The sequence below is a fragment of the Pseudomonas sp. NPDC089406 genome (assembly GCF_044900265.1).
In the GTDB taxonomy this organism is placed as follows: Bacteria; Pseudomonadota; Gammaproteobacteria; order Pseudomonadales; family Pseudomonadaceae; genus Aquipseudomonas; species Aquipseudomonas fakonensis.
This window is the reverse complement of record NZ_JBJDNC010000004.1, coordinates 89,382-112,735: the sequence shown is the minus strand read 5'-3', so window position 1 is coordinate 112,735 and position 23,354 is coordinate 89,382. Positions and strand designations below refer to the sequence as shown.

General features: G+C 64.7%; 16 protein-coding genes. 7 read left to right on the top strand and 9 right to left on the bottom strand.

Annotated elements, in window-relative coordinates; genetic code table 11:
- Positions 1–114: 114 nt before the first annotated feature.
- Entirely contained in the window at positions 115–3,048 is a 2,934-nt protein-coding gene (gene glnE / locus ACI2KK_RS04270) for a bifunctional [glutamate--ammonia ligase]-adenylyl-L-tyrosine phosphorylase/[glutamate--ammonia-ligase] adenylyltransferase (protein ID WP_404667996.1), read from the bottom strand.
- Between the two features lie 383 nt (positions 3,049–3,431).
- Here glnE and aceE point away from each other — a divergent pair, with 383 nt between their 5' ends.
- The 5 genes from aceE (at position 3,432) to ACI2KK_RS04245 (ending at position 12,249) form a co-directional block, all read left to right on the top strand.
- Positions 3,432–6,077 (top strand): pyruvate dehydrogenase (acetyl-transferring), homodimeric type, encoded by a 2,646-nt coding sequence (gene aceE / locus ACI2KK_RS04265; RefSeq protein ID WP_404667995.1) that lies wholly within the window; start codon positions 3,432–3,434, stop codon positions 6,075–6,077.
- Positions 6,078–6,090: 13 nt separating this feature from the next.
- Complete coding sequence (gene aceF / locus ACI2KK_RS04260) at positions 6,091–7,710, top strand: dihydrolipoyllysine-residue acetyltransferase (protein ID WP_404667994.1); 1,620 nt, start codon at positions 6,091–6,093, stop codon at positions 7,708–7,710.
- A 377-nt stretch (positions 7,711–8,087) separates the two neighbouring features.
- Positions 8,088–10,781, top strand: a complete 2,694-nt coding sequence (locus tag ACI2KK_RS04255; protein ID WP_404667993.1) for a putative bifunctional diguanylate cyclase/phosphodiesterase — start codon at positions 8,088–8,090, stop codon at positions 10,779–10,781.
- A 181-nt stretch (positions 10,782–10,962) separates the two neighbouring features.
- Complete coding sequence (gene msrA / locus ACI2KK_RS04250; RefSeq protein WP_404667992.1) at positions 10,963–11,631, top strand: peptide-methionine (S)-S-oxide reductase MsrA; 669 nt, start codon at positions 10,963–10,965, stop codon at positions 11,629–11,631.
- A gap of 3 nt (positions 11,632–11,634) precedes the next feature.
- Entirely contained in the window at positions 11,635–12,249 is a 615-nt protein-coding gene (locus tag ACI2KK_RS04245; protein WP_404667991.1) for a glutathione S-transferase, read from the top strand.
- 148 nt (positions 12,250–12,397) lie between these two features.
- Here ACI2KK_RS04245 and creD read toward each other — a convergent pair whose 3' ends face one another.
- The 4 genes from creD to ACI2KK_RS04225 all read right to left on the bottom strand — a co-directional run bounded on the left by creD (position 12,398) and on the right by ACI2KK_RS04225 (position 16,775).
- Positions 12,398–13,726 (bottom strand): cell envelope integrity protein CreD, encoded by a 1,329-nt coding sequence (creD, locus tag ACI2KK_RS04240; RefSeq protein WP_404667990.1) that lies wholly within the window; start codon positions 13,724–13,726, stop codon positions 12,398–12,400.
- Positions 13,727–13,979: 253 nt separating this feature from the next.
- The gene (creC, locus tag ACI2KK_RS04235) at positions 13,980–15,416 is read right to left on the bottom strand and encodes a two-component system sensor histidine kinase CreC (protein WP_404667989.1); all 1,437 of its coding nucleotides are present in this window, start codon (positions 15,414–15,416) and stop codon (positions 13,980–13,982) included.
- On the bottom strand, positions 15,416–16,096 hold the full coding sequence (gene creB, locus ACI2KK_RS04230) for a two-component system response regulator CreB (RefSeq protein ID WP_404667988.1): 681 nt from the start codon (positions 16,094–16,096) through the stop codon (positions 15,416–15,418). The genes creC and creB overlap by 1 nt, the downstream gene beginning before the upstream one ends.
- 178 nt (positions 16,097–16,274) lie before the next feature.
- The gene (locus ACI2KK_RS04225) at positions 16,275–16,775 is read right to left on the bottom strand and encodes an ATP-dependent zinc protease (RefSeq protein WP_404667987.1); all 501 of its coding nucleotides are present in this window, start codon (positions 16,773–16,775) and stop codon (positions 16,275–16,277) included.
- A 182-nt stretch (positions 16,776–16,957) separates the two neighbouring features.
- Here ACI2KK_RS04225 and ACI2KK_RS04220 point away from each other — a divergent pair, with 182 nt between their 5' ends.
- Positions 16,958–17,845: an acyltransferase gene (locus ACI2KK_RS04220; RefSeq protein WP_404667986.1), complete on the top strand. Its 888-nt coding sequence runs from the start codon at positions 16,958–16,960 to the stop codon at positions 17,843–17,845.
- A gap of 208 nt (positions 17,846–18,053) precedes the next feature.
- The gene (locus tag ACI2KK_RS04215; RefSeq protein WP_404667985.1) at positions 18,054–19,400 is read left to right on the top strand and encodes an APC family permease; all 1,347 of its coding nucleotides are present in this window, start codon (positions 18,054–18,056) and stop codon (positions 19,398–19,400) included.
- Between the two features lie 151 nt (positions 19,401–19,551).
- Here the strand turns inward: ACI2KK_RS04215 and ACI2KK_RS04210 are convergent, their stop codons facing one another.
- The 4 genes from ACI2KK_RS04210 to ACI2KK_RS04195 form a co-directional block, all read right to left on the bottom strand.
- Entirely contained in the window at positions 19,552–20,124 is a 573-nt protein-coding gene (locus tag ACI2KK_RS04210; RefSeq protein WP_404667984.1) for a DUF2780 domain-containing protein, read from the bottom strand.
- A gap of 228 nt (positions 20,125–20,352) precedes the next feature.
- Positions 20,353–21,552: a formaldehyde dehydrogenase, glutathione-independent gene (fdhA, locus tag ACI2KK_RS04205; RefSeq protein WP_027917538.1), complete on the bottom strand. Its 1,200-nt coding sequence runs from the start codon at positions 21,550–21,552 to the stop codon at positions 20,353–20,355.
- 249 nt (positions 21,553–21,801) lie between these two features.
- Positions 21,802–22,659, bottom strand: coding sequence for a formyltetrahydrofolate deformylase (gene purU, locus ACI2KK_RS04200; RefSeq protein WP_404667983.1), 858 nt, complete (start codon positions 22,657–22,659; stop codon positions 21,802–21,804).
- 12 nt (positions 22,660–22,671) lie between these two features.
- Positions 22,672–23,304 (bottom strand): sarcosine oxidase subunit gamma, encoded by a 633-nt coding sequence (locus ACI2KK_RS04195; protein ID WP_217886664.1) that lies wholly within the window; start codon positions 23,302–23,304, stop codon positions 22,672–22,674.
- Between the last annotated feature and the right edge of the window lie 50 nt (positions 23,305–23,354).

Below are 23,354 nucleotides of genomic sequence, written 5' to 3'. Positions count from 1 at the left end.
CTTTGGGGCTGCTGTGCAGCCCTTTCGCGACACAAGGCCGCTCCTACAGAAGATCGCATTACCCTGTAGGAGCGGCCTTGTGTCGCGAAAGGGCCGCGCAGCGGCCCCAAAATCTCACGTCAGACCCAATTCACCCCACACCCGCCGCACTTCGCGGCGCTCGTCGACGAACTGTCCGGCATCGATCACTCCGGCCTGCTTCTGCAGCGCCTGGCGGTGCGAGGCGGCGCGGAACGCCTTGTACACCTCGCGCAGCAGCACGGCGTCGCTGGCGGGCATCAGCCCGGCCTGCTCCAGCTCTTCGAGGATGCGGATGTTGTCGGTCCAGCGCAGCAGTTCGGGGTGGCCGTGGGACCAGGCCAAAGCGGCGTATTGCACCATAAATTCGATATCCACGATACCGCCGGCATCCTGCTTGATATCGAACGGCTGGCCAGCCTCGAAGGCATTGCCGGCAAGGCCTGCGCCGGTGCCCTTGCTGCCCAGGTTGTCGCGCATCTTGGCGCGCATCTCGCTCACCTCGGCGCGCAGTTTGTCGAGGTCGCGGGCCTGGCCCAGCACCCGTGCGCGCACACCCTCGAAGGCTGCGGCCACCTGCTGGCAGCCCACCAGCACCCGCGCCCGTACCAGCGCCTGGTGCTCCCAGGTCCAGGCCTCGGCCTGCTGGTAGCGCTCGAAGGCGCCCAGCGAACTCACCAGCAGCCCCGAGGCGCCGGAGGGGCGCAGGCGCATGTCCACCTCGTACAGCTGGCCGGAGTTGGTCTGGGTGGTCAGCAGGTGGATGATGCGCTGGCCCAGGCGGGTGAAGAACTGCGCGCCGTCGATGGGCTTGGCGCCGTCGGTTTCGGCGTTGGGGTCGCCGTCGTGGATGAACACCAGGTCCAGGTCCGAGCCATGGCCCAGTTCGATACCGCCGACCTTGCCGTAGCCGACAATCACGAAGCCCGGGTCGCACAGGCTGCCATCGCTGCGCTGCGGCTGGCCGTAGCGCGCCACGGTGTGGCGCCAGGCCAGGGCCAGCACCTGGTCGAGAATCGCCTCGGCCAGCCAGGTGAGGTAGTCGCTGACTTTCATCAGCGGCAGGTTGCCGGTGATTTCCGAGGCGGCCACCCGCAGGCTGTGGGCCAGCTTGAAGTGGCGCAGGGCCTCCATCTGCTGTTCCAGGTCGTCCTCGGGGATGCGCGTCAGCCGCTCGCGCAGCTCGGCCGCAAGCTCCGGCGCCAGCGGCGGGCTGAACAGCCGGCCTTCGTTGAGCAACTCGTCGAGCAGCAGCGGGTAGCGCGCGATCTGCTCGGCGATCCACGGGCTGGCCGCGCACAGGGTCAGCAGGCGGCGCAGGGCGCCGGGGTTTTCGGTAAGCAACACCAGGTAGGCCGAGCGCCGGGCCACGGCCTCCACCAGCGGCAGCACCCGTTCCAGCACCAGGTCGGGGTTGGCGTGTTCCACGGCCTGGGCCAGCAAGCGCGGGATGAAGGCATCCAGGCGCTCGCGGCCAATGCGCTGCATCGAGCGCAGCGCCGGGCTCACGCGCAGGGCGGCCAGGCGCCGCAAGGCCTCGGCTGGGGCCTTGAAGCCAGCCTCCTCCAACTGCCGGCAGGCCGCTTCTTCATCCTGGGCCTGCTCCCACAACGGCGACCACTCGCCGCCCACCACCAGCTCGCCTTCGGCTTCGTCCTCGTCGGGGTCGGCGATCACCTGGCGGAAGTGCCAGTCGATACGCCCGCGCCAGTGCATAAGCTGTTCGTGGAACCCAGCCCAGTCGGCAAAGCCAAGCATGTAGGCGATGCGCTCGCGGTCAGTGTCGCCATCGGGCAGCATCTGCGTCTGCTGGTCGGCGATGGCCTGGATGGCGTGCTCGGTGTAGCGCAAGAACTCATAGCCCTCGCGCAGTTCGGCAACCACCGCAGGTGGCAGGTAGCCCTGGCCTTCCAGGGTTGCCAGCACTTTCAGCAGCGGCCGCTGCTGCAGGCTCAGGTCGCGCCCGCCGTGGATCAGCTGGAAGGCCTGGGCAATGAACTCCACCTCGCGAATGCCGCCGGCGCCCAGCTTGATGTTGTCGGCCATGCCCTTGCGCCGCACTTCCTGCTGGATCAGCTGCTTCATGGTGCGCAGCGCCTCGATGGCCGAGAAGTCCAGGTAACGCCGGTACACGAACGGGCGCAGCATCTCCTGCAACTGCGCGCCGGCCGCCTGGTCGCCGGCCACCACCCGCGCCTTGATCATGGCATAGCGTTCCCAGTCGCGGCCCTGGTCCTGGTAGTACTGCTCCAGCGCGTTGAAGCTGAGCACCAGCGCGCCGGCCGAGCCGTAGGGGCGCAGGCGCATGTCGACGCGGAACACGAAGCCGTCGACGGTCACCGGGTCCAGCGCCTTGATCAGGCGCTGGCCCAGGCGGGTGAAGAACTCCTGGTTTTCCAGCGAACGCTTCACCCCCTCGGTTTCGCCGCCTTCGGGGAAGGCGAAGATCAGGTCGATGTCCGACGACAGGTTCAGTTCCACCGCCCCCAGCTTGCCCATGCCCAGCACCACCATGTGCTGCGGCTGGCCGCTGCGGTTGCCCATCGGCGTGCCGAACTGCTGGCAGTGGCGCGGGTACAGCCACTGGTAGGCTTCATCGATGCTGGCGTCGGCAAGGTCGGAGAGGTCGCGGCAGGTTTCGCCAAGGGCGGCCTGCCGGGTAATGTCGCGCCAGATGATGCGCAGTTGCTGGCGGTTGCGCTCGCGGCGCAGGTTGCGCGCCAGCTCGTCTTCGCTTTGCGCGGCATCGGCTGCGGCTTTTATCTGCCCGCGCAGCTCGCCCGGGGCGAACGGGCGGTCCATCTGGCCGCTGGCCAGCAACTCGAACAGCACCGCCGGTGTGCGCTGGGCCTGGGTGAGGGCGAACTCGCTGGCCGCGCACACCTGGTCGAACTGCTGCTGGTGGGTGGCGCTCCAGGCAGTGGGGGTCAATTCCGGGTGGGCGGCCAGGGCATCGGCCAGGAACTGGCGGTTGCGGGCGACCAGCGGTTGCAGGGTGGCAGGCAGATCGAGCGGCAAAGGCAGGCGCATGGTCTATCCTTGATCGGCGTGAAAGAGAGGGGTTGTGGCGGAAAAAACACAGCTGAATGACGGTTGGACTGTCATACAAAAGTTGTAAATAGCTGAAAAAAGCGAAAACCTGGTTGAAAACATCAAGAATCACCCGATCGCGGCACACCGCCAACCAACAGGAACGTTTTTCTCCACAACCCGGAGTGCGACCAAACGTCGCATTTGTGTAGTTTTACTACTACCCATGGCGCGCAAAAGCATGAAATGCGAAACCATTTGTAGTAAAACTACACCGCGCCGGATGACTGTCCGGTAATCCAAGAATTCACGACGTCTGCCCATAAGGCCAGTCGCAAACTCAGGCCATCGATTCTGGTGGCCTTTCCGCCCTGGAGCAAGCCATGCAAGACCTCGATCCAATCGAAACCCAGGAATGGCTGGATGCCCTGGAGTCGGTCCTCGACAAAGAAGGCGAAGACCGCGCTCATTACCTGATGACCCGCATGGGCGAGCTGGCCACCCGCAGTGGCTCGCAGCTGCCGTATGCCATCACCACGCCATACCGCAACACCATCCCTGTCACCCACGAAGCACGCATGCCTGGCGATCTGTTCATGGAACGCCGCATTCGCTCGATGGTGCGTTGGAACGCCCTGGCCATGGTCATGCGTACCAACCTGAAAGACTCGGACCTGGGTGGCCACATCTCGAGCTTCGCCTCCAGCGCCACGCTGTACGACATCGGCTTCAACTACTTCTTCCAGGCCCCGACCGATGAACACGGCGGCGACCTGGTGTTCTTCCAGGGCCACGCTTCGCCAGGCGTTTACGCCCGTGCCTTCATGGAAGGCCGCATCAACGAAGAGCAGATGAACAACTTCCGTCAGGAAGTGGACGGCAACGGCCTGTCTTCGTACCCGCACCCATGGCTGATGCCTGACTTCTGGCAGTTCCCGACCGTTTCGATGGGTCTGGGCCCGATCCAGGCCATCTACCAGGCGCGCTTCATGAAGTACCTCGAAGCCCGCGGCTTCATCCCGGCCGGCAAGCAGAAGGTCTGGTGCTTCATGGGCGACGGCGAGTGCGACGAGCCGGAATCCCTGGGCGCAATCGCCCTGGCCGGCCGCGAGAAGCTGGACAACCTGATCTTCGTCATCAACTGCAACCTGCAGCGCCTCGACGGCCCGGTTCGCGGCAACGGCAAGATCATCCAGGAACTCGAAGGCGTGTTCCGTGGCGGTGGCTGGAACGTCAACAAAGTCGTCTGGGGCCGCTTCTGGGACCCACTGCTGGCCAAGGATACCAACGGTGCCCTGCAGCGCCGCATGGACGAAGTCATCGACGGCGAGTACCAGAACTACAAAGCCAAAGACGGCGCGTACGTTCGCGAGAACTTCTTCAACACCCCAGAGCTCAAGGCCATGGTCGAAGACCTGTCCGACGACGAGATCTGGAAGCTCAACCGTGGCGGCCACGACCCGTACAAGGTCTACGCGGCGTACCACCAGGCTGTTAACCATAAAGACCAGCCAACCGTCATCCTGGCCAAGACCATCAAGGGTTACGGTACCGGTGCCGGCGAAGCCAAGAACACCGCGCACAACACTAAAAAGGTCGACGTCGACAGCCTGCGTCACTTCCGTGACCGCTTCGACATCCCGGTCAAGGATGCCGACCTCGAGAACCTGCCGTTCTTCAAACCCGAAGAAGGTTCTGCCGAAGCCAAGTACCTGGCCGAGCGCCGTGCTGCCCTGGGCGGTTTCGTGCCACAGCGCCGTGCCAAGAGCTTCAGCGTGCCAACCCCGCCGCTGGAAACGCTGAAAGCGATCCTGGACGGCTCGGGCGACCGCGAAATCTCCACCACCATGGCCTTCGTGCGTATTCTGGCGCAGCTGGTCAAGGACAAGGACATCGGCCAGCGCATCGTCCCGATCATCCCGGACGAAGCCCGTACCTTCGGTATGGAAGGCATGTTCCGCCAGCTGGGCATCTACTCGTCGGTCGGTCAGCTCTACGAGCCGGTCGATAAAGACCAGGTGATGTTCTACCGCGAAGACAAGAAGGGCCAGATCCTCGAAGAAGGCATCAACGAAGCCGGCGCCATGTCGTCGTTCATCGCTGCCGGTACTTCGTACAGCTGCCACAACCAGCCGATGCTGCCGTTCTACATCTTCTACTCGATGTTCGGTTTCCAGCGCATTGGCGACCTGGCCTGGGCCGCTGGCGACAGCCGTACCCGTGGCTTCCTGATCGGCGGTACCGCCGGCCGTACCACGCTGAACGGCGAAGGCCTGCAGCACGAAGACGGTCACAGCCACATGATGGCGGGCACCATCCCGAACTGCCGCACCTATGATCCGACCTACGGCTACGAGCTGGCGGTGATCATCCAGGACGGCATGAAGAAGATGACCGAAGAGCAACAGGACATCTTCTACTACATCACCGTGATGAACGAATCCTACCAGCAGCCAGCCATGCCGGCCGGTGTCGAGGAAGGCATCATCAAGGGCATGTACCTGCTCGAAGAAGAAACCCGCGATGCCGCGCACCACGTCCAGCTGATGGGCTCCGGCACCATCCTGCGCGAAGTCCGCGAAGCCGCGAAGATCCTGCGTGAAGAGTTCAACGTCGGCGCCGACGTGTGGAGCGTCACCAGCTTCAACGAACTGCGTCGCGACGGCCTGGCCGTGGAGCGCGCCAACCGCCTGAAGCCTGGCCAGAAGCCACAGCAGACCTACGTCGAGCAGTGCCTGAACGGTCGCAAAGGTCCGGTCATCGCTTCCACCGACTACATGAAGCTGTTCGCCGAGCAGATTCGCCAGTGGGTGCCAAGCAAAGAGTTCAAAGTCCTGGGTACCGACGGTTACGGTCGCAGCGACAGCCGCAAGAAGCTGCGTCACTTCTTCGAAGTCGACCGCCACTTCGTGGTGCTGGCTGCCCTGGAAGCCCTGGCTGACCGTGGCGAGATCGAACCCAAGGTTGTGGCTGACGCCATCGTCAAGTTCGGCATCGACCCGGACAAGCGCAACCCACTGGACTGCTGAGGAGTATTTTTAAGTGAGCGAACTCATTCGCGTACCTGACATCGGCAGCGGTGAAGGTGAAATCATCGAGCTGTTCGTCAAGGTCGGTGACCGTATCGAGGCTGACCAGAGCCTGCTGACCCTGGAGTCCGACAAGGCCTCCATGGAGATCCCGGCTCCCAAGGCCGGCGTCATCAAAGAACTGAAGGTCAAGCTGGGCGACCGCCTGAAAGAAGGCGACGAGCTGCTGGTCCTGGAAGCCGAGGGCGCCGCTGCTGCGGCCCCTGAGGCTCCGGCCGCCGCCGCTGCCCCGGCTGCAGCGCCTGCGCCAGCCGCCGAAGCCGCCCCTGCTCCAGCCGCAGCTCCGGCTGCTGCCAGCGTGCAGGACATCCACGTGCCGGACATCGGCTCGTCGGGCAAGGCCAAGATCATCGAAGTGCTGGTCAAGGTCGGCGACACCGTCGAAGCCGACCAGTCGCTGATCACCCTGGAGTCCGACAAGGCCTCCATGGAAATCCCGTCGCCGGCTGCCGGCGTGGTCGAAGAAGTCCTGTGCAAGCTCGAAGACGAAGTCGGCACTGGCGACCTGATCTTCAAGCTGAAAGTCGCAGGCGCAGCTCCCGCTGCTGCTCCGGCCCCGGCTGCCGCACCTGCTGCTGCCGCTCCTGCTGCTGCTGCTGCTGCCCCGGCCGCAGCACCTGCTCCGGTCGCTACCGCACCGGCTGCCGGCAACAACGCCAAGGTTCACGCAGGCCCGGCGGTTCGTCAGCTGGCCCGTGAATTCGGTGTCGAGCTGGGTGCTGTTGCCGCCACCGGCCCGCACGGCCGCATCCTGAAAGAAGACGTGCAGGTTTACGTCAAGGCGATGATGCAGAAGGCCAAGGAGGCACCAGCAGCCGCTGGCGCAACCGGCGGCGCCGGCATCCCGCCGATCCCTGTCGTGGACTTCAGCAAGTTCGGTGAAGTGGAAGAAGTGGCCCTGACCCGCCTGATGCAGGTCGGTGCTGCCAACCTGCACCGCAGCTGGCTGAACGTGCCGCACGTGACCCAGTTCGACTCCGCCGACATCACCGAGCTGGAAGCCTTCCGCGTTGCGCAAAAAGCCGTAGCTGAAAAGGCTGGCGTCAAGCTGACCGTGCTGCCGCTGCTGCTCAAGGCCTGCGCCTTCCTGCTCAAGGAACTGCCGGACTTCAACAGCTCGCTGGCGCCAAGCGGCAAGGCCATCATCCGCAAGAAGTACGTGCACATCGGCTTCGCCGTGGACACCCCGGACGGCCTGCTGGTCCCTGTGATCAAGAACGTCGACCAGAAGAGCCTGCTGCAACTGGCTGCCGAAGCCGCAGCCCTGGCAGAGAAGGCGCGCACCAAGAAGCTGTCGGCCGACGACATGCAGGGTGCCTGCTTCACCATCTCCAGCCTCGGCCACATTGGCGGCACCGGCTTCACGCCGATCGTCAACGCGCCTGAAGTGGCTATCCTGGGCGTCTCCAAGGCGACCATGCAGCCGGTCTGGGATGGCAAGGCCTTCCAGCCGAAGCTGATGCTGCCACTGTCGCTGTCCTACGATCACCGTGTGATCAACGGCGCTGCCGCCGCGCGCTTCACCAAGCGCCTGGGCGACGTGCTGGGCGACATCCGCACCATGCTGCTGTAACGCTGCACCAGCCGCCCCTGCGCGCAGGGGCGGCACCGTTTTCGAGCTGCCACGCTCGTACCTCAACCCCGCCCCATGGCGGGGCTTTTTTTGCCTTGAAAAAGCTGGGAGGGCTTCGCCCTCCATCGCGACACAAGGCCGCTCCTACAAGGAGATCGCGGTTCCCTGTAGGAGCGGCCTTGTGTCGCGAACGGGCCGCACCGCGGCCCCGGAATCCAACACCCAACCTACAGATTCCATCCATTTGGCCGACAACCTGTACACAGCATCACGCATGGCCGCTTGCCAGTCCCCGGGACATGATGCAACCTTGCCCAAAGCGTCGCCGCATAGCCCGTGGCCCGCCGCGCCAACCGCCTTGTTCAAGCGAGTCTTCGATGAAAAGCCAACCCGATGCCGCCAGCCGAGTGGCGGCCGAGGTCGTCACGCAGCTACCCGTGCCTTCGCGGCTCGGCATGCTGCGTTTCGAGCGGCTGAACGAAGCCAGCTGGGCCATGCTCTACGTCGACCCGGCCTGCGAACGGCAATTCAGCCTGCCCGCCGCCGAGCTGTGCTCATTGATCAGCTCGCCCTACGCCAGCCTCATGGAGCCCGAGGCACGCTACAAGCTGCATGACGAGATCCAGTTGCAACTGGCCCAGCGCGGCCACTACCGGGTGCGCTACACCCTGCACTGCGGTCCCGAGCCGCTGCGCCTGCTGGAAGTCGGCGAAAGCTACAAGCAGCACAGCCGCCAGCTGCTGCGCGGCTACCTGACGGTGCTCGACGACCAGCCGCTCGAAGGCCCCGAGGTAGACGGCAACGACCTGGAGTCGCGCAACAACCGCCTGCAACTGGCCCTGCAGCTCAACCAGCACGCCCAGCAAGAGCAGCTCGAACACCTCGAGCGCGTACGCGCCCAGCAAGACCTCATCCTGCGCCTGGCGCGCCAGCGCTACAGCGTGGGCAACTCGCTGCTCGAAGCCGCCGAGCTGATCACCCAGAGCGCCTGTGAAATCTACAAGGTCGACTGCGCCAGCATCTGGTATCTGAACGACCAGCGCCTGGAGCCGATCAGCGCCTGGTACAGCCGCGAGCAGCAGCACCGCCTGCCCGAAGCCATCGACGCCAGCCGCTTCCCCGACTACCTCGAAGCCCTGCACGCCAGCCGCGCCATCGACGCCCACAACGCCAGCCACGACCCGCGCACCCGCGAAATGTCCGAGCTGCTGCACGGCGACGACGACAGCGCCATGCTCGATGCCAGCATCCGCATCGACGGCCAGGTGGTCGGCGTACTGTGCCTTGAGCAAAACGGCAAGCCGCGGGCCTGGCAGTCCGACGAAATCGCCTTCGCCGGCGAGCTGGCCGACCAGTTCGCCCAGGTCATCAACAACCACAACCGGCGCACCGCCGCCAGCGCCCTGCACCTGTTCCAGCGCGCGGTGGAGCAAAGCGCCAGTGCCTTCCTGCTGGTCAACCGCAACGGCGTGGTGGAGTACGTCAACCCAAGCTTCACCGCCATCACCCAGTACAGCACCGATGAAGTCCAGGGCCACCACCTGGCCGAGCTGCCGGCGCTGGAAAACTTAAGCGAGCTGTTGTTCGACTCGCCGTCCAGCCTGGCCATGGGCAACAGCTGGCAGGGCGAGTTCAAGAGCCGGCGCAAGAACCTCGAACCCTACTGGGGCCAGCTGTCGATCTCCAAGGTGTACGGCGACAACCGCGAGTTGACCCACTACATCGGCATCTACGAAGACATCACCCAAACCAAGCTGGCCCAGCAGCGCATCGAGCGCCTGGCCTACACCGACAACCTGACCAACCTGGGCAACCGCCCGGCGTTCATCAGAAACCTCGACGAACGCTTTGCCCGCGACAGCGCCAGCCCCATCTGCCTGCTGCTGGTGGACATCGACAACTTCAAGCGGATCAACGACAGCCTCGGCCACCAGACCGGCGACAAGCTGCTGATCAGCCTGGCCCGGCGCCTGCGCAACAGCCTGAGCAGCGGCGGCAGCCTGGCGCGCTTTGCCAGCAACGAGTTTGCCGTGCTGCTGGACGACACCTCGCTGGAGGACGGCCAGGGCGTGGCCCACCAGCTGCTGCGCACCCTCGACAAACCCATGTTCGTCGACAACCAGCTGATCAACGTCACCGCCTCCGTGGGCCTGGCCTGCGCGCCGCTGCATGGCAGCGAGCCGGCCACCCTGATGAAGAACGCAGGGCTTGCCCTGCACAAGGCCAAGGCCAACGGCAAGCACCAGGTGCAGGTGTTCACCGAGGTGCTCAACGCCGAGGCCAGCTACAAGCTGTTCGTCGAGAACAACCTGCGCCGCGCCCTGACCCAGAACGAGCTGGAGGTGTTCTACCAGCCCAAGCTGTGCCTGCGCAGCGGCCGCCTGCTGGGGCTGGAAGCGCTGCTGCGCTGGAACCACCCCGAGCGCGGCATGATCCGCCCCGACCAGTTCATCAGCGTGGCCGAAGAGACCGGGCTGATCATCCCCATCGGCAAGTGGGTGGTGCGCCAGGCCTGCCGCATGAGCCAGCAGTTGCGTGAAGAGGGCTTTGGCAACCTGCACGTGGCCATCAACCTGTCGCCCAAGCAGTTCTCCGACCCGGAGCTGGTGAGCTCGATCGACAGTATTCTCAAAGAAGAAGCCCTGCCGCCGCACCTGCTGGAGCTTGAACTCACCGAAGGCCTGCTGCTGGAGGCCAGCGAAGACACCCACCGCCAGCTCGACGAGCTCAAGGCACTGGGCCTGACCCTGGCGATGGACGACTTCGGCACCGGCTACTCATCGCTGAGCTACCTCAAGAAGTTCCCGATCGACATCATCAAGATCGACCGCAGCTTCATCAACGAAATCCCCGACAACCAGGACGACATGGAGATCACCTCGGCGGTGGTGGCCATGGCCCACAACCTCAAGCTCAAGGTGGTCGCCGAGGGCATCGAGACGCCCGAACAGCTCGCCTTCCTGCGCCGCCACCGCTGCGACGTGGGCCAGGGTTACCTGTTCGACCGGCCGATCCCCGGGCGCGAGCTGAACGAAAAGCTGCGCCGCTACCCGCGCGGGCCATTGGCCTGACAGCGGCGTAAAGCTCGGGCACTATAGACACCATCACTTGCCTTCTGGGGCTGCTGCGCAGCCCTTTCGCGACACAAGGCCGCTCCTACAGGAGTGCGCGATTTCCTGTAGGAGCGGCCTTGTGTCGCGAAAGGGCCGCAACGCGGCCCCAGGTTGTTGAATACCTAAGAGAGGAACGGCCATGACCCTGCGTTCGGAAATCCTGGTGAACAAAAACGTCCTGCCTACCGCGGAACAGGCCCTGCCTGGCCGCGAAACCCCGATGAGCCTGCCCGAGTTCCACTACGTGTTCGAAGGCACCCCGCTGCTGGGCCCGTTCTTCGAAGGCGCCATCGACTTCGCCATCTTCGGCCTGGGCTGCTTCTGGGGTGCCGAGCGCCGCTTCTGGCAGCGTGAAGGCGTGGTCAGCACCGTGGTCGGCTACGCCGGCGGCTTCACCCCCAACCCCACCTACGAAGAAGTCTGCTCGGGCCTGACCGGCCACACCGAGGTGGTGCTGGTGGTGTTCGACAAGGACAAGGTCAGCTACCGCGAACTGCTGGCGATGTTCTGGGAGCTGCACAACCCCACCCAAGGCATGCGCCAGGGCAACGACATCGGCACCCAGTACCGCTCGGCCATTTACTGCACCTCGCCAGAACAGCTCGCACAAGCCAAGGCCAGCCGCGACACCTTCCAGGCCGAGTTGGGCAAGGCCGGCTTCGGCGAAATCACCACCGAGATCGACCAGGCGCCGACCGTGTACTTCGCTGAGGCCTACCACCAGCAGTACCTGGCCAAGAACCCCGACGGCTACTGCGGCATCGGCGGCCTGGGCGTATGCCTGCCGCCCAGCCTGCAAGGTAACTGAGCCATGATCCTGTTCCATTCGCCCTTGTCGCCGTTCGTGCGCAAGGTGATGGTGGTGCTGCACGAGACCGGCCAGCTCGGCCGGGTGACGCTGCAGGCGGTGAACATCAGCCCGGTGAACGGCGACGAGCAGCTCAACCAGGGCAACCCGATCGGCAAGATCCCGGCCCTGCGCCTGGACGACGGCAGCGTGCTGCACGACAGCCGGGTGATCTGCGAATTCCTCGACACCCAGCACGTCGGCAACCCGCTGCTGCCCCGCGAGGGCTCGGCGCGCTGGCGCCGGCTGACCCTGGCGTCCCAGGCCGATGCGATCATGGACGCTGCGGTAGGTACCCGTTACGAAACCTTCCTGCGCCCGGCTGACAAGCAGTGGGACGGGTGGGTGGCAGCGCAGGGCGAGAAGATCCGCAGAAGCCTTGCCAACCTGGAACAGGAACACCTGGCCGAGCTGGCCTCGGGGTTCGACCTGGCGGCCATTGGCGTGGCCTGTGCGCTGGGGTATCTGGACCTGCGCCAGCCCGAATTTGGCTGGCGTGAGCGGCAGCCCGGGCTGGCGGCGTGGTATGCCGAGGTGAGCCAGCGGGCGTCGATGCTGGCGACCACCCCAAACGCCTGACCGGGCCTCTTCGCGGGTAAACCCGCTCCCACAGGGTCTGTACCGTACCTGTGGGAGCGGGTTTACCCGCGAAGGCCTTACCTCGGTATCACAGGAAACAACTGCCCAATCCTCAGGGCCAACCAGCGCCCGACCTCTCTATCCTCCCTCATACCCCCCTCCCCACCCGCGACCAGTCCAACCGGCGGGTCAGCACCATGAACACGCCAAGCAAGCCAAAGCACAGCAGCGAGCCCATCAGCAGCGCGTAGTCCTCAGCGCTGAGCAGCCCGTAGAGCATGCCGTACAACGCCGCCAACCCCGCCGCAAAGCCCACCCCGCGCCCCAGGCTTTGCAGCACGAAGCACAGGTAGAAGCCGATCAGCAGCACACAGGCCGACGCCGACAGCCCGTAGGCCAGGGCAAAGCCCAGGTGTTCCGACAGCGACAGCAGCAACAGGTAGAAGAACGCCAGCGCCACGCCCACCAGCACGTACTGCACCGCATGCACCCGCAGGCTCTTGAGCACCTCGAACAGGAAGAAGCCGGCGAAGGTCAGGGCAATGAACAGCAACGCGTACTTGATCGCCCGTTCGCTCTTCAGGTACTGGTCCACCGGGTCGACGAAGCTCACACCGAGGGTGGTTTGCAGGAACTCTTCGCACTGGTTTGCAGTGGCGCATTTGCGCAGCGCGTCTTCCAGGTTGGTGGCAAAGAACGAGGTCTGCCAATGGGCGCTGAAGCCTTCGTCGTCGATGGCCCGACGACTGGGCAGGTAGCTGCCGATGAAGCTTGGGTGCGGCCAGTTGGCGCGCAGGGCCACCGTGCTGCTGCGGCCCACCGGCAGCACGTGCAACTGGCCGGTACCCTGCAGGGCCAGCTCAAAGCTGTAGTTGAACTCGCCGATATGGCCACCTTCGAACTGCGGCAGCGGCACATGGACGCCACCGCGCATCCAGTCAAGGCCGGTGCCGGCCTCGAAGGCCTGGCGCTGGTCGTCCAGGTTCAGCTCCAGGTTGTTCTCGATGCCTCGGATATCGCTGATACCTACCACCAGGTAGGGCTTGTCGAAGCGGTAGTCGCCGTAGTCCTCGTCGATGCCCCAGTGATCGGGCAGCTTGAAGCGGCCGCTGATACGGCCCTTGGTGTGGAACAACCGCGTCTGGTAGATGCCCCGTGCGCGCAGCTCGGTCTCGGCGCCCATGTCCACATCGAGGGTTTCCGGCAAAAAGTACAAATTGCCGCTGACCGTGCTGGTTTCCTGGGTGCTCTGGCCGTTCTTGTCGACCCAGCGGCGTTCGTACTTGCGGTAGGGCACCACCAGCATCGGGCCGCTGACCTGCTGGCCGTAGGCGGAGCTGCGGGCGATATCCTGCACCACGCTGTCACGCAGCTGCTGGCGTTCGTCGATAAGGCCGCCGATCATCATCAGCGGGATGAGCAGCAGCAGGATCAGCATGGCGATGGTGCCAAGCTTGAAACCCAGGGTCTTGTTCATTGGTGAGGCTCCGTGTGCGATGGCAGGCAGTGTCTGCCGGCTGCGTGGAGCCTTTGGGGTGGGTTTGTGTGGTTTGTGTGGAGAATTGCCAACCAAACTCGAAAGGGCGCCGCGTCCCCTGTAGGAGCGGCCTTGTGTCGCGAAAGGGCTGCGTAGCAGCCCCAGGATCTCGGCATCATGCAAGAATGCCGGGGCTGCTTTGCAGCCCTTTCGCGACACAAGGCCGCTCCTACAAGGGTCGGTGATCAGCCGATCATGGGTTTAGCCGCCGCGCCGGCAGCCACAAGCGCACCTGCACCCCGCCTTCGGCGTTATCCACCGCCAACGCCCCGCCATGCAATTGCATCACCTCGGCAACGAAATTCAGCCCAAGCCCCGTACTCTTGCGCCCGGTGCCAGGGCGCGGCAGTGAATAGAACCGCTCGCTGACCCGCCCCAGGGCGTACTCGGGAATGCTTGGCCCCTGGTTGAACAGGCTCAGCGCCACCCGCTCGCCGTCACGCTCCAGCTCGAACAGCAGTACCCCGCCAGGCGGGGTGAAGTCCAAGGCGTTGTCCAACAGGTTGGCCAGCGCCTGGCGCAGCAGGAACGGGTCGCACAGCAGTTGCGTGCCGGCCGGCATCCGTTGGCGCACCTGCAACGAGTTGGCCTCGATACGCGCCCCCTGGGCCACCAGCAACTCATCCACCAGCCCCGCCAGGGCCACCTGCTGCTCGTCTTCAAGGGCCTGCATCTGCTCGACCCGGGCCAGGTTCAGCAGACGCTCGATCATCTGCTGCAAACGCTCGCTCTCGCGCTCGATGTTGCCGGCAAAGCGCGCCCGCTGCTCGGCCGGCATCTCGCCCTGCAGTAGCTCCGAGGCCCCACGAATCGCTGCCAGCGGGCTTTTCAGCTCGTGGGTCAGGGTGTGCACGTAGCGCTCCACGTAGGCCTTGCCCTCCAGCTGCGTGCGCATGCGCTCCACTGCATTGGCCAGGTGCGCCAGCTCGCCGCCCTTGTAATACGGCACGGCTGCCCGTTCACCCTCGCTGACCGCCTGGGCATAGCGCGCCAGGCGGCGCAGCGAGCGCACCAGCCACCACGACAGCGCCGCGCCGATCAGCAGGCCTAGCCCGATCAGCCCAAGGCCCAGGTTCAGCAGGCGCTGTTCAGAGCGGTCGATGTACGGCTGCAGCGAGCTGTTGGGCTTGGCCACGGTGACCACGCCGATGACCCTGCCCGCATCGAGGATCGGCGCCGCCACATGCATCACCGAGGTGCTTTCGTCGTCGGCAACGCTGCGGGTGGAGCGCGCGCCGTACTGGCCGTGCAGGGTCAGGTAGACGTCGTTCCACTTCGAGTAGTCCTTGCCCAGATCCTCGCCGCTGGAGTCGAGCAGCACGATGCCCTTGGCGTCGGTGACGTAGATGCGGTGGCTGACCTGGGTCTTGGCCAGGCCCCAGATATGCGCGCCGGGGCTGCGCAGGCCGTAGGCCTTGAGCACCTCGGGCAGGCGGCTCTGGGCCAGGGTGCCGGCCTTGACATCGTCGTGGAGGATCTCGGCCAGCAGGTTGGCGGTGTCCACCAGGGTTTCTTCCGAGGACTGGCGCACCACCGGGCGAATCTGCTCGCGCACGGTGTTGAGCAAAAAATAGCCCGCCAGCCCGACGAACAGGAAGTACACCAAAAAGATGCGAATCCCCAGGCGCATCAGGCGTGTTCCGGGCTGTAGCTGTAGCCAAGGCCCCTGTGGGTCTGGATCGGCTCGGCGTCGGCGGCCACCTGGCGCAGCTTGGCGCGCAGGCTCTTGATATGGCTGTCGATGGTGCGCTCGTAGCCCACGTCCGAGGCCACCCCCAGGCCGTCGAGCAACTGCTCGCGGCTGAACACCCGGCGCGGTTGCTCCAGCAGGCATTGCAGCAGGCGGAATTCGTGGCGGGTCAGGGTCAGCAGCTGGCCCTGGTAGCTGATGCGCATGGCCAGGGTATCGAGCTGGAACAGCGTGCTTTCAGTGGCCGGCTCAACGCGCGGCGCCATGCGCTTGAGGATCGCCCGCACCCGCGCCGCCACCTCGCGCGGGCTGAACGGCTTGACCACGTAGTCGTCGGCACCGATCTCCAGGCCCAGCACGCGGTCGATCTCGGCGTCGCGGGCACTGAGGAACATCACCGGCACCTCGCTGAAGCGGCGCAACTGGCGGCAGGTTTCAAAACCACTGATATCGGGCAGGCCGATGTCGAGGATCACCAGGTCCGCCGGGCGCAGGCGCTGCTGCTCCAGCGCGGCGCTGCCGAGGGTCACCCATTCGGTGCTGTGGCCGTCGGCCTGCAGGGCGTAGACCAGGGTGTCGGCGATGGAGGCTTCGTCTTCGACGATGAGGATGTGGGGCATGGCGTCCGGCCTTGCTGGGGGCAAAGCTGGATTCTTAGGGGATTCAAGGGCTGTGGCAAGCAGCGGGATGTAGGTAGTGCGCACCGGCCTCTTCGCGGGTAAACCCGCTCCCACAAGATTGTGCAATACCTGTGGGAGCGGGTTTACCCGCGAAGAGGCCGGTGAGGTTACTGAAAACTCAGCAGTCCGGCTTGCCCGCCGTGAACTTCTTCGCCGGGTTCACCGCCGCCTTGAACTCGCGCAGCGCCTTGGCGCCCACCAGTAGCGGGTAGTTGAAGTTGCTGCGGTCGACCAGGTTCACCTCCACGGTGCGCTTCACATCCCCCAGGCACAGTTCCAGGTCGACCACCGGGCGGCGCGACAGCTCGGGGGCATCGCCCTCCTCGTCCTCGTCGGCGCGGTTCTTGATCTTGCTGATGCGCGACACCTCATGCTCGTAGACCTTGCCATCGGCGCCTTTGGTCGCCAGGCGAAAGCGCACCCACTCCTGGCCATCACGCTTGAACAGCTCGATATCCTTGGCCGACAGCGACGCGGTGTAGGCGCCGGTGTCCATCTTGGCCTTGAGCGTTTCGCCCAGCTCCGGCAGCGTGATGTTCTCGTAACGGCCGTACAGCGTGGGCTCGGCGGCCATCACCGGCAGCGCCAGAAGGGACAACAGGGCAAGCAGGGGTTTCACAGGGCAGGCTTCCTTGAGAAGAGTCAGTGCTTAGACTGCGCAGGCAGCATAGGTTCGTTGTCACAGGTTAAACAACACAATGTGAAACATTTGTCCCACCCGCCGGGCATTCCGCGTTTGGCGTAGGCCGCGGCCCTGCTTATCATTGCCAACCGTAAAATCCACACAACAAGAGTTTCCCTATGCGTCGCCTGCTGACCGGCATCCTTACCCTGACCCTGCTGCTGCTCAACACCCTGGTGATGATCGGCCCGCTGCTGGTGTTCGCCCTGCTCAAGCTGGTGCTGCCCGGCCGCTGGCGCGACTACGCCTCGGCTGCGGTGATGTGGATCGCCGAAGCCTGGTCGGAAGTCGACAAGGCCATCTTCGCCCTGTGCATCCCCACCCGCTGGGACATTCGCGGGGTGGAGAACCTGGGCAAGAACACCTCGTACCTGTGCGTCAGCAACCACCAGACCTGGGTCGATATCCCCGCGCTGATCGAAAGCCTCAACCGCCGGGTGCCGTTCTTCAAGTTCTTCCTTAAAAAGGAGCTGATCTGGGTGCCGCTGCTGGGCCTGGCCTGGTGGGGCCTGGACTACCCGTTCATGAAGCGCTACAGCAAGGCGTTTCTCGAAAAACACCCCGAGCTCAAGGGCAAGGACCTGGAAATCACCAAGGCCGCCTGCGAGCTGTTCAAGCGCCAGCCGGTGACCGTGGTCAACTACCTCGAAGGCACCCGTTTCACCGAGGCCAAGCGTGCCCAGCAGCAATCGCCCTACCGCAACCTGCTCAAGCCCAAGGCCGGCGGCGTGGCCTTCGTGCTGGCAGCCCTGGGCGAGCAGCTGGACGCGCTGCTCGACGTCACCATCGTCTACCCCGGCAAGCAGGCACCGGGGTTCTGGGCGCTGCTCGACGGCAGCATCAGCCGGGTGATCATCGACATCCGCGTGCGTGAGCTGGACCCGGAGCTGAGTGCCGGCGATTACGAGAACGACCCGGCGTTCCGCCAGACCGTGCAGGCCTGGGTGAACCAGCTGTGGGTAGAGAAGGACCAGCGTATCGATGAGTTGCGAGCCGAGATGGGGTAAGCCTGTTGCGGCCCTATCGCCGGCAAGCCGGCTCCTACACAGGCCCCCTGTAGGAGCCTGTTGCCGGCGATAGGGCCGGCAAAACCAACACAAATACCCGATTAAAATCCAGGTTAATAATCGACATTAGCAACTCTTTGTTTGTCACCAACCGCCTTACCAGATAAAAATCGATCAAACACAACTACAAAAAAGCCAGGATTGATCGATGGCAACCCAACCTAGCCCCGCCCCCCAACTGCGCCGTGTCCTCGGCCTGCCCGCCCTGGTGTTCTTCGGCCTGGTATACATGGTCCCGCTGACCATCTTTACCACCTACGGCATCGTCACCGAACTCACCGGCGGGCGTACCGCCAGCGCCTACCTGGTCACCCTGCTGGCCATGCTGTTCACCGCCACCTCCTACAGTTTCATGGTCAAGCGCTTCCCGGTGGCAGGCTCGGCCTACTCCTACACCCACCTGGCGTTCGGCCCCGGCGTGGGCTTTCTGGCCGGCTGGTCGCTGCTGCTCGACTACCTGTTCCTGCCGATGATCAACTACCTGCTGATCGGGCTGTTCCTCAACATCGCCTTCCCGGCCATCCCGGCCTGGAGCATCGTGCTCGCCTCCATCGCCCTGGTGACCGTGCTCAACGTGGTGGGCATTCATTCGGTGGCCAAGACCAGCAACCTGATCGTCGGCGCACAGATCATCTTCATCGGGGTGTTCGTCGCCCTGTCGTGGCAGAGCCTGGCCGGGCAGCCAGTGGATGTGCTGGCGCCGCTGCGCGGTGACGGCAGCCAGCCCGGCTTTGGCGCGCTGATGGCTGGGGCCGCCGTGCTATGCCTGTCGTTCTTGGGCTTCGATGCCGTGTCAACCCTGGCCGAAGAGTGCAAGGACGCTCGCCGCGATGTGCCGCGGGCGATCATCCTTACCACGCTGTTCGCCGGCGTGCTGTTCACCGTGCTGGCCTACGTCAGCCAGCTGGTGCTGCCGGGCAGCCACTTCGCCAACGCCGACGCCGCTGCCAACGAGGTAATGCTCAAGGCCGGTGGCCAGTTCCTCGCCAACTTCTTCACCGCCGCGTTCGTTGCCGGCAGCCTGGGCTCGGCCCTGGCCTCCCAGGCGGCGGTGTCGCGCATCCTGTTCACCATGGGCCGTGACCGTGTGTTGCCACAGCGCAGTTTCGGCTACCTGTCGCCGCGCTTCGGCACGCCGGTGTTCGCCATTGTGCTGGTGTCGGCGTTCTCGCTGCTGGCGCTGGTGATCGACCTGTCTACCCTCGCCTCGCTGATCAGCTTTGGCGCGCTGGTGGCGTTTTCGGCGGTCAACCTCGCAGTGGTCAAGACCCATCTGCTGGCTGAGGGGGCGCAGCGTAACCTCAAGAAGCTGCTGCGTTATGGCGTAGTGCCGCTGGTGGGGCTGGGGTTGACCCTGTGGCTGTGGACCAGCCTGTCGGCGCTGACGCTGGTGATCGGGTTGTGCTGGTTTGCGCTTGGGTTGGCGTACCTGGCGGTACTGACGGCGGGGTTCCGCCGGGCGGTACGGTTGGTGGAGTTCACCGAAGCTGCCTGACCCACGCAGTTGCGCTTTGTGTAGGAGCGGCCTTGTGCCGCGAAAGGGGCGCGGAGCGACCCCAGGATTTCGGCATCATGCAAGAGCGCCGGGGCTGCTCCGCAGCCCTTTCGCGACACAAGGCCGCTCCTACAGAGGGCACATCAGGCGGTTAGACCGATGGCTGGGCCAACGGCGCCGGCGTGGTCCACAAACTGCCCAGGTTCTGCAGCAACGACCCGGCAATCCCCTGCTGCCCCAGGTACTGCAGAATCAACGGGGCAAACTGCCCGATCATCCCGGTATCCATGCCCAGCGCCTTGAACGCATTGTCCAGGTCGTTGCGGTTCTCTACCTCGCCGCCCAGGGCATTACCCAGCGGCGAGGTGCTCTTGTCGCCACCCAGCAACTGCCCCAGCCCGCTCAAGCCACCCAGCGCATTGGCGCCAGACAACAGGTCCAGTCCCGGCACCGCCTTGGTCAGCTGGCCGTAGTCATCACCGCTAAGGTTGTTGCGCGCCAGCCCCAGCATCGCCCCGGCGCCACCGATGGCCTGTTCGGGGGTGATCTTCAGCTCGCTGCCCAAGGTGTTGAGCAGGTTGGCCTGGCCCTCGGGGGCCTGCACCGGGGCGCTTTGCTGCTGGTTTTGCGTGGCAGAAACCGCATTGGCGACATCGCTGAGGTTGAAGGCGAACACCGGGCTTGCGGCCAGGGTCATCAGGGTTGCCAGGGTGAATGCTTTCATCGGGAGGGACCTCATCGGCCGGGATGGCCGGGAAACGAGGCATTCGACTGGACGCTCGAACCTTTGTTCCGGGCCGGTGGTCGGCGCATACGGCCCTGCGAATCGAGCGGGTTTGTTCAAGGCTCGAGGCCTCATCGCCGGCAAGCCGGCTCCTACAGGGGCGCGGCAGGTTTCAAGCAGGCATGAAAAAGCCCCTCGTTTCGAGGGGCTCTGTTCACTTCACATCTGTCACGCCGCGCCCCACATCTTGTGCGGGTCGATCACAAACTTCTTCGGCACCCCGGCATCGAACTCGCCATAGCCTTCCGGCGCCTGGTCGAGGTTGATCACCTGCACGCCCACCACCTCGGCGATGTTGATGCGGTCCCACATGATCGCCTGCATCAGCTGGCGGTTGTACTTCATGGTCGGGGTTTGCCCGGTGTGGAAGCTGTGCGACTTGGCCCAGCCCAGGCCAAAGCGGATGCTCAGCGCGCCGATTTTGGCGGCAGCATCCACCGCGCCCGGATCTTCGGTCACGTACAGGCCCGGGATGCCGATGTTGCCGGCTACGCGGGTCACCTGCATCAGCGAGTTCAGCACCGTGGCCGGGGCCTCGTGCTTGGCGCCTTCGTGGCCGTGGCCGCGGGCTTCGAAGCCGACGGCGTCAACGGCGCAGTCCACTTCTGGCTCGCCGAGAATATCGACGATCTGCTCGTGCAGCGGGGTGTCCTTGGACAGGTCGACCACCTCGAAGCCCTGGGACTTGGCGTGGGCCAGGCGCGCCGGGTTGAGGTCGCCGACGATCACGCAGGCGGCGCCCAGCAGGCGGGCAGAAGCAGCAGCAGCCAGGCCGACCGGGCCGGCACCGGCCACGTAAACGGTGCTGCCCGGGCCAACGCCAGCAGTGACGGCGCCGTGGTAGCCGGTGGGCAGGATGTCCGACAGGCAGGTCAGGTCGCGGATTTTCTCCATGGCCTTGTCGCGGTCGGGCAGTTTCAGCAGGTTGAAGTCGGCGTACGGCACCAGCACGTATTCGGCCTGCCCGCCGGTCCAGTCGCCCATGTCGACATAGCCGTAGGCGCCGCCGGCGCGGGCTGGGTTGACGGTCAGGCACACGCCGGTGTGCATTTCTTTGCAGGAGCGGCAGCGCCCGCAGGCGACGTTGAAGGGTACCGACACCAGGTCGCCGATTTTCAGGCGCTCGACATCGCGGCCCAGCTCGACGATTTCACCGGTGATTTCATGGCCGAGTACCAGGCCGACCTGGGCAGTGGTGCGGCCACGCACCATGTGCTGGTCAGAGCCGCAAATGTTGGTGGACACCACCTTGAGGATGACGCCGTGCTCGATCTTCTTGCCGCGCGGGTCCTGCATCTTGGGGTAGTCGATTTTCTGTACCTCGACCTTGCCTGCGCCGAGATACACCACTCCACGATTACCAGACATGCTCTTACCTCGCTTGATTTGTATTTATGCAGCGGTGGTTGAACCTGCCGCCATCCATGGGCGGCATGTGTTACTGGAATGGGGGGATTGTGGGCCGGATGGGGGATGTCGCAGTGACTGGTTGCGACAAAGGGATGCCTGTTTGCGGCAGTGGGAAATGACAGGGCCAATCGCCGGCAAGCCGGCTCCTACAAAGGTATGCGATCCCCTGTAGGAGCCGGCTTGCCGGCGATTGGCCCTTGATGTCGACTACAAAACGACAGTGCGATTGGCGTTCAAGAACACCCGCCGTTCAATGTGATACCCCACCGCCCGCGCCAGGGTCAGGCATTCGATATCCCGCCCCTTGGCGATCAAATCCTCGGGGTAATGGCTGTGGTCCACCACTTCCACCCCCTGGGCGATGATCGGGCCTTCGTCGAGGTCGTTGTTGATGTAGTGCGCAGTGGCACCGACCATCTTCACGCCCTTGTTGTAAGCCTGGTGGTACGGCTTGGCGCCCTTGAACCCGGGCAGCAGCGAGTGGTGGATGTTGATCGCCCGGCCATCCAGCTGGCGGCACAGCTCGGGCGACAGCACCTGCATGTAGCGGGCAAGAATCACCAGCTCCGCGCCGGTCTGCTCGATCACCTGCAACACCTTGCGCTCTTGCGCCGGTTTGTCGTTGGGGTCGAGGGCAAAGTGGTAGTACGGGATCTTGTGCCAGTGCGCCAGCGGCTCGAGGTCGGGGTGGTTGGACACTACCGCCACCACGTCCATGCCCAACTGGCCGATGCGCTGGCGGTACAGCAGGTCGTTCAGGCAGTGGTCGGCCTTGGACACCATGATCACCACCTTGGGGCGGTGATTGGGTGCGGTCAGCTCGAAGGCCATGCCGAAGGCTTCGCTGCGCTCGGCGAGGCCGGCCCTGAAGCCGTCCTCGTCGAAGCCGTCCGGGGCGCGGAACTCCACGCGAATGAAAAACCGCCCCGACAGCCGGTCATCGAAGGAATGGTGCTCGGTGACGTAGCAGCGCTGCTCGTAGAGGTGACGCGTCACCACATCGACGGTGCCGAGCATGCTCGGGCAGTCGGCAGTGAGAATCCAGGTGTCCGGTGCCCGACTCATGCTGTGCGCTCCTTAGGCTTCGATGGCCAGGCCGTACTCGGCCGAGGCGTCCTGCAGCCACAGCCACCAGTAGTCCGAGAAGCTGCGGCGGATCATCAGCTCCCAGGTGTCTTCGGCGGTACGGCGGATCACCAGCTGCGACTTGGCGAACACGGTGCCGACGGCCTTGCCCACCGGGAAGTTGTTCGGGTGAACATCATAGCTGGTGGACTTCATCAGCACGTCGCGCACGTTCGGGCCGCGCAGCTCCAGCAGGGTTTGCCCGCCGCTGACGTTGACCACCTGGATGTGCTGGCCGTCGAGGGCGGCACGCAGTTTGTTCTCCACTTCCACTTCCTGCCCGCCGGGGACAATCAGCAGATACTCGTCCGGGCCCATCCACTGCAGCGACATCTCGCCGTTGGCGACCACGGTCAGGGCCACTGGCAGTTCCAGGCCCAGGGCCTTGTGCACGGCACCGGCAAAGGCCGCATCATGGCCGTTGCCACGGATGGTCAGGTGGCCGAGGAATTTCTTCTCGCGCAGGGTCACGCCTGCGTTCTTGCGGCCCTTGCCGACCAGGCTGGCCAGGTCGGCGTGGTGCAGTGGCGACTGAGCCTTGGCATCGGCGCCGGGGTTTTGCTGGAAGACGTTGATAGCGCTCATTTCTTACCTGCCTTGAATTCTGTAGTTCCGAGCAACACCTGACCTGTGGG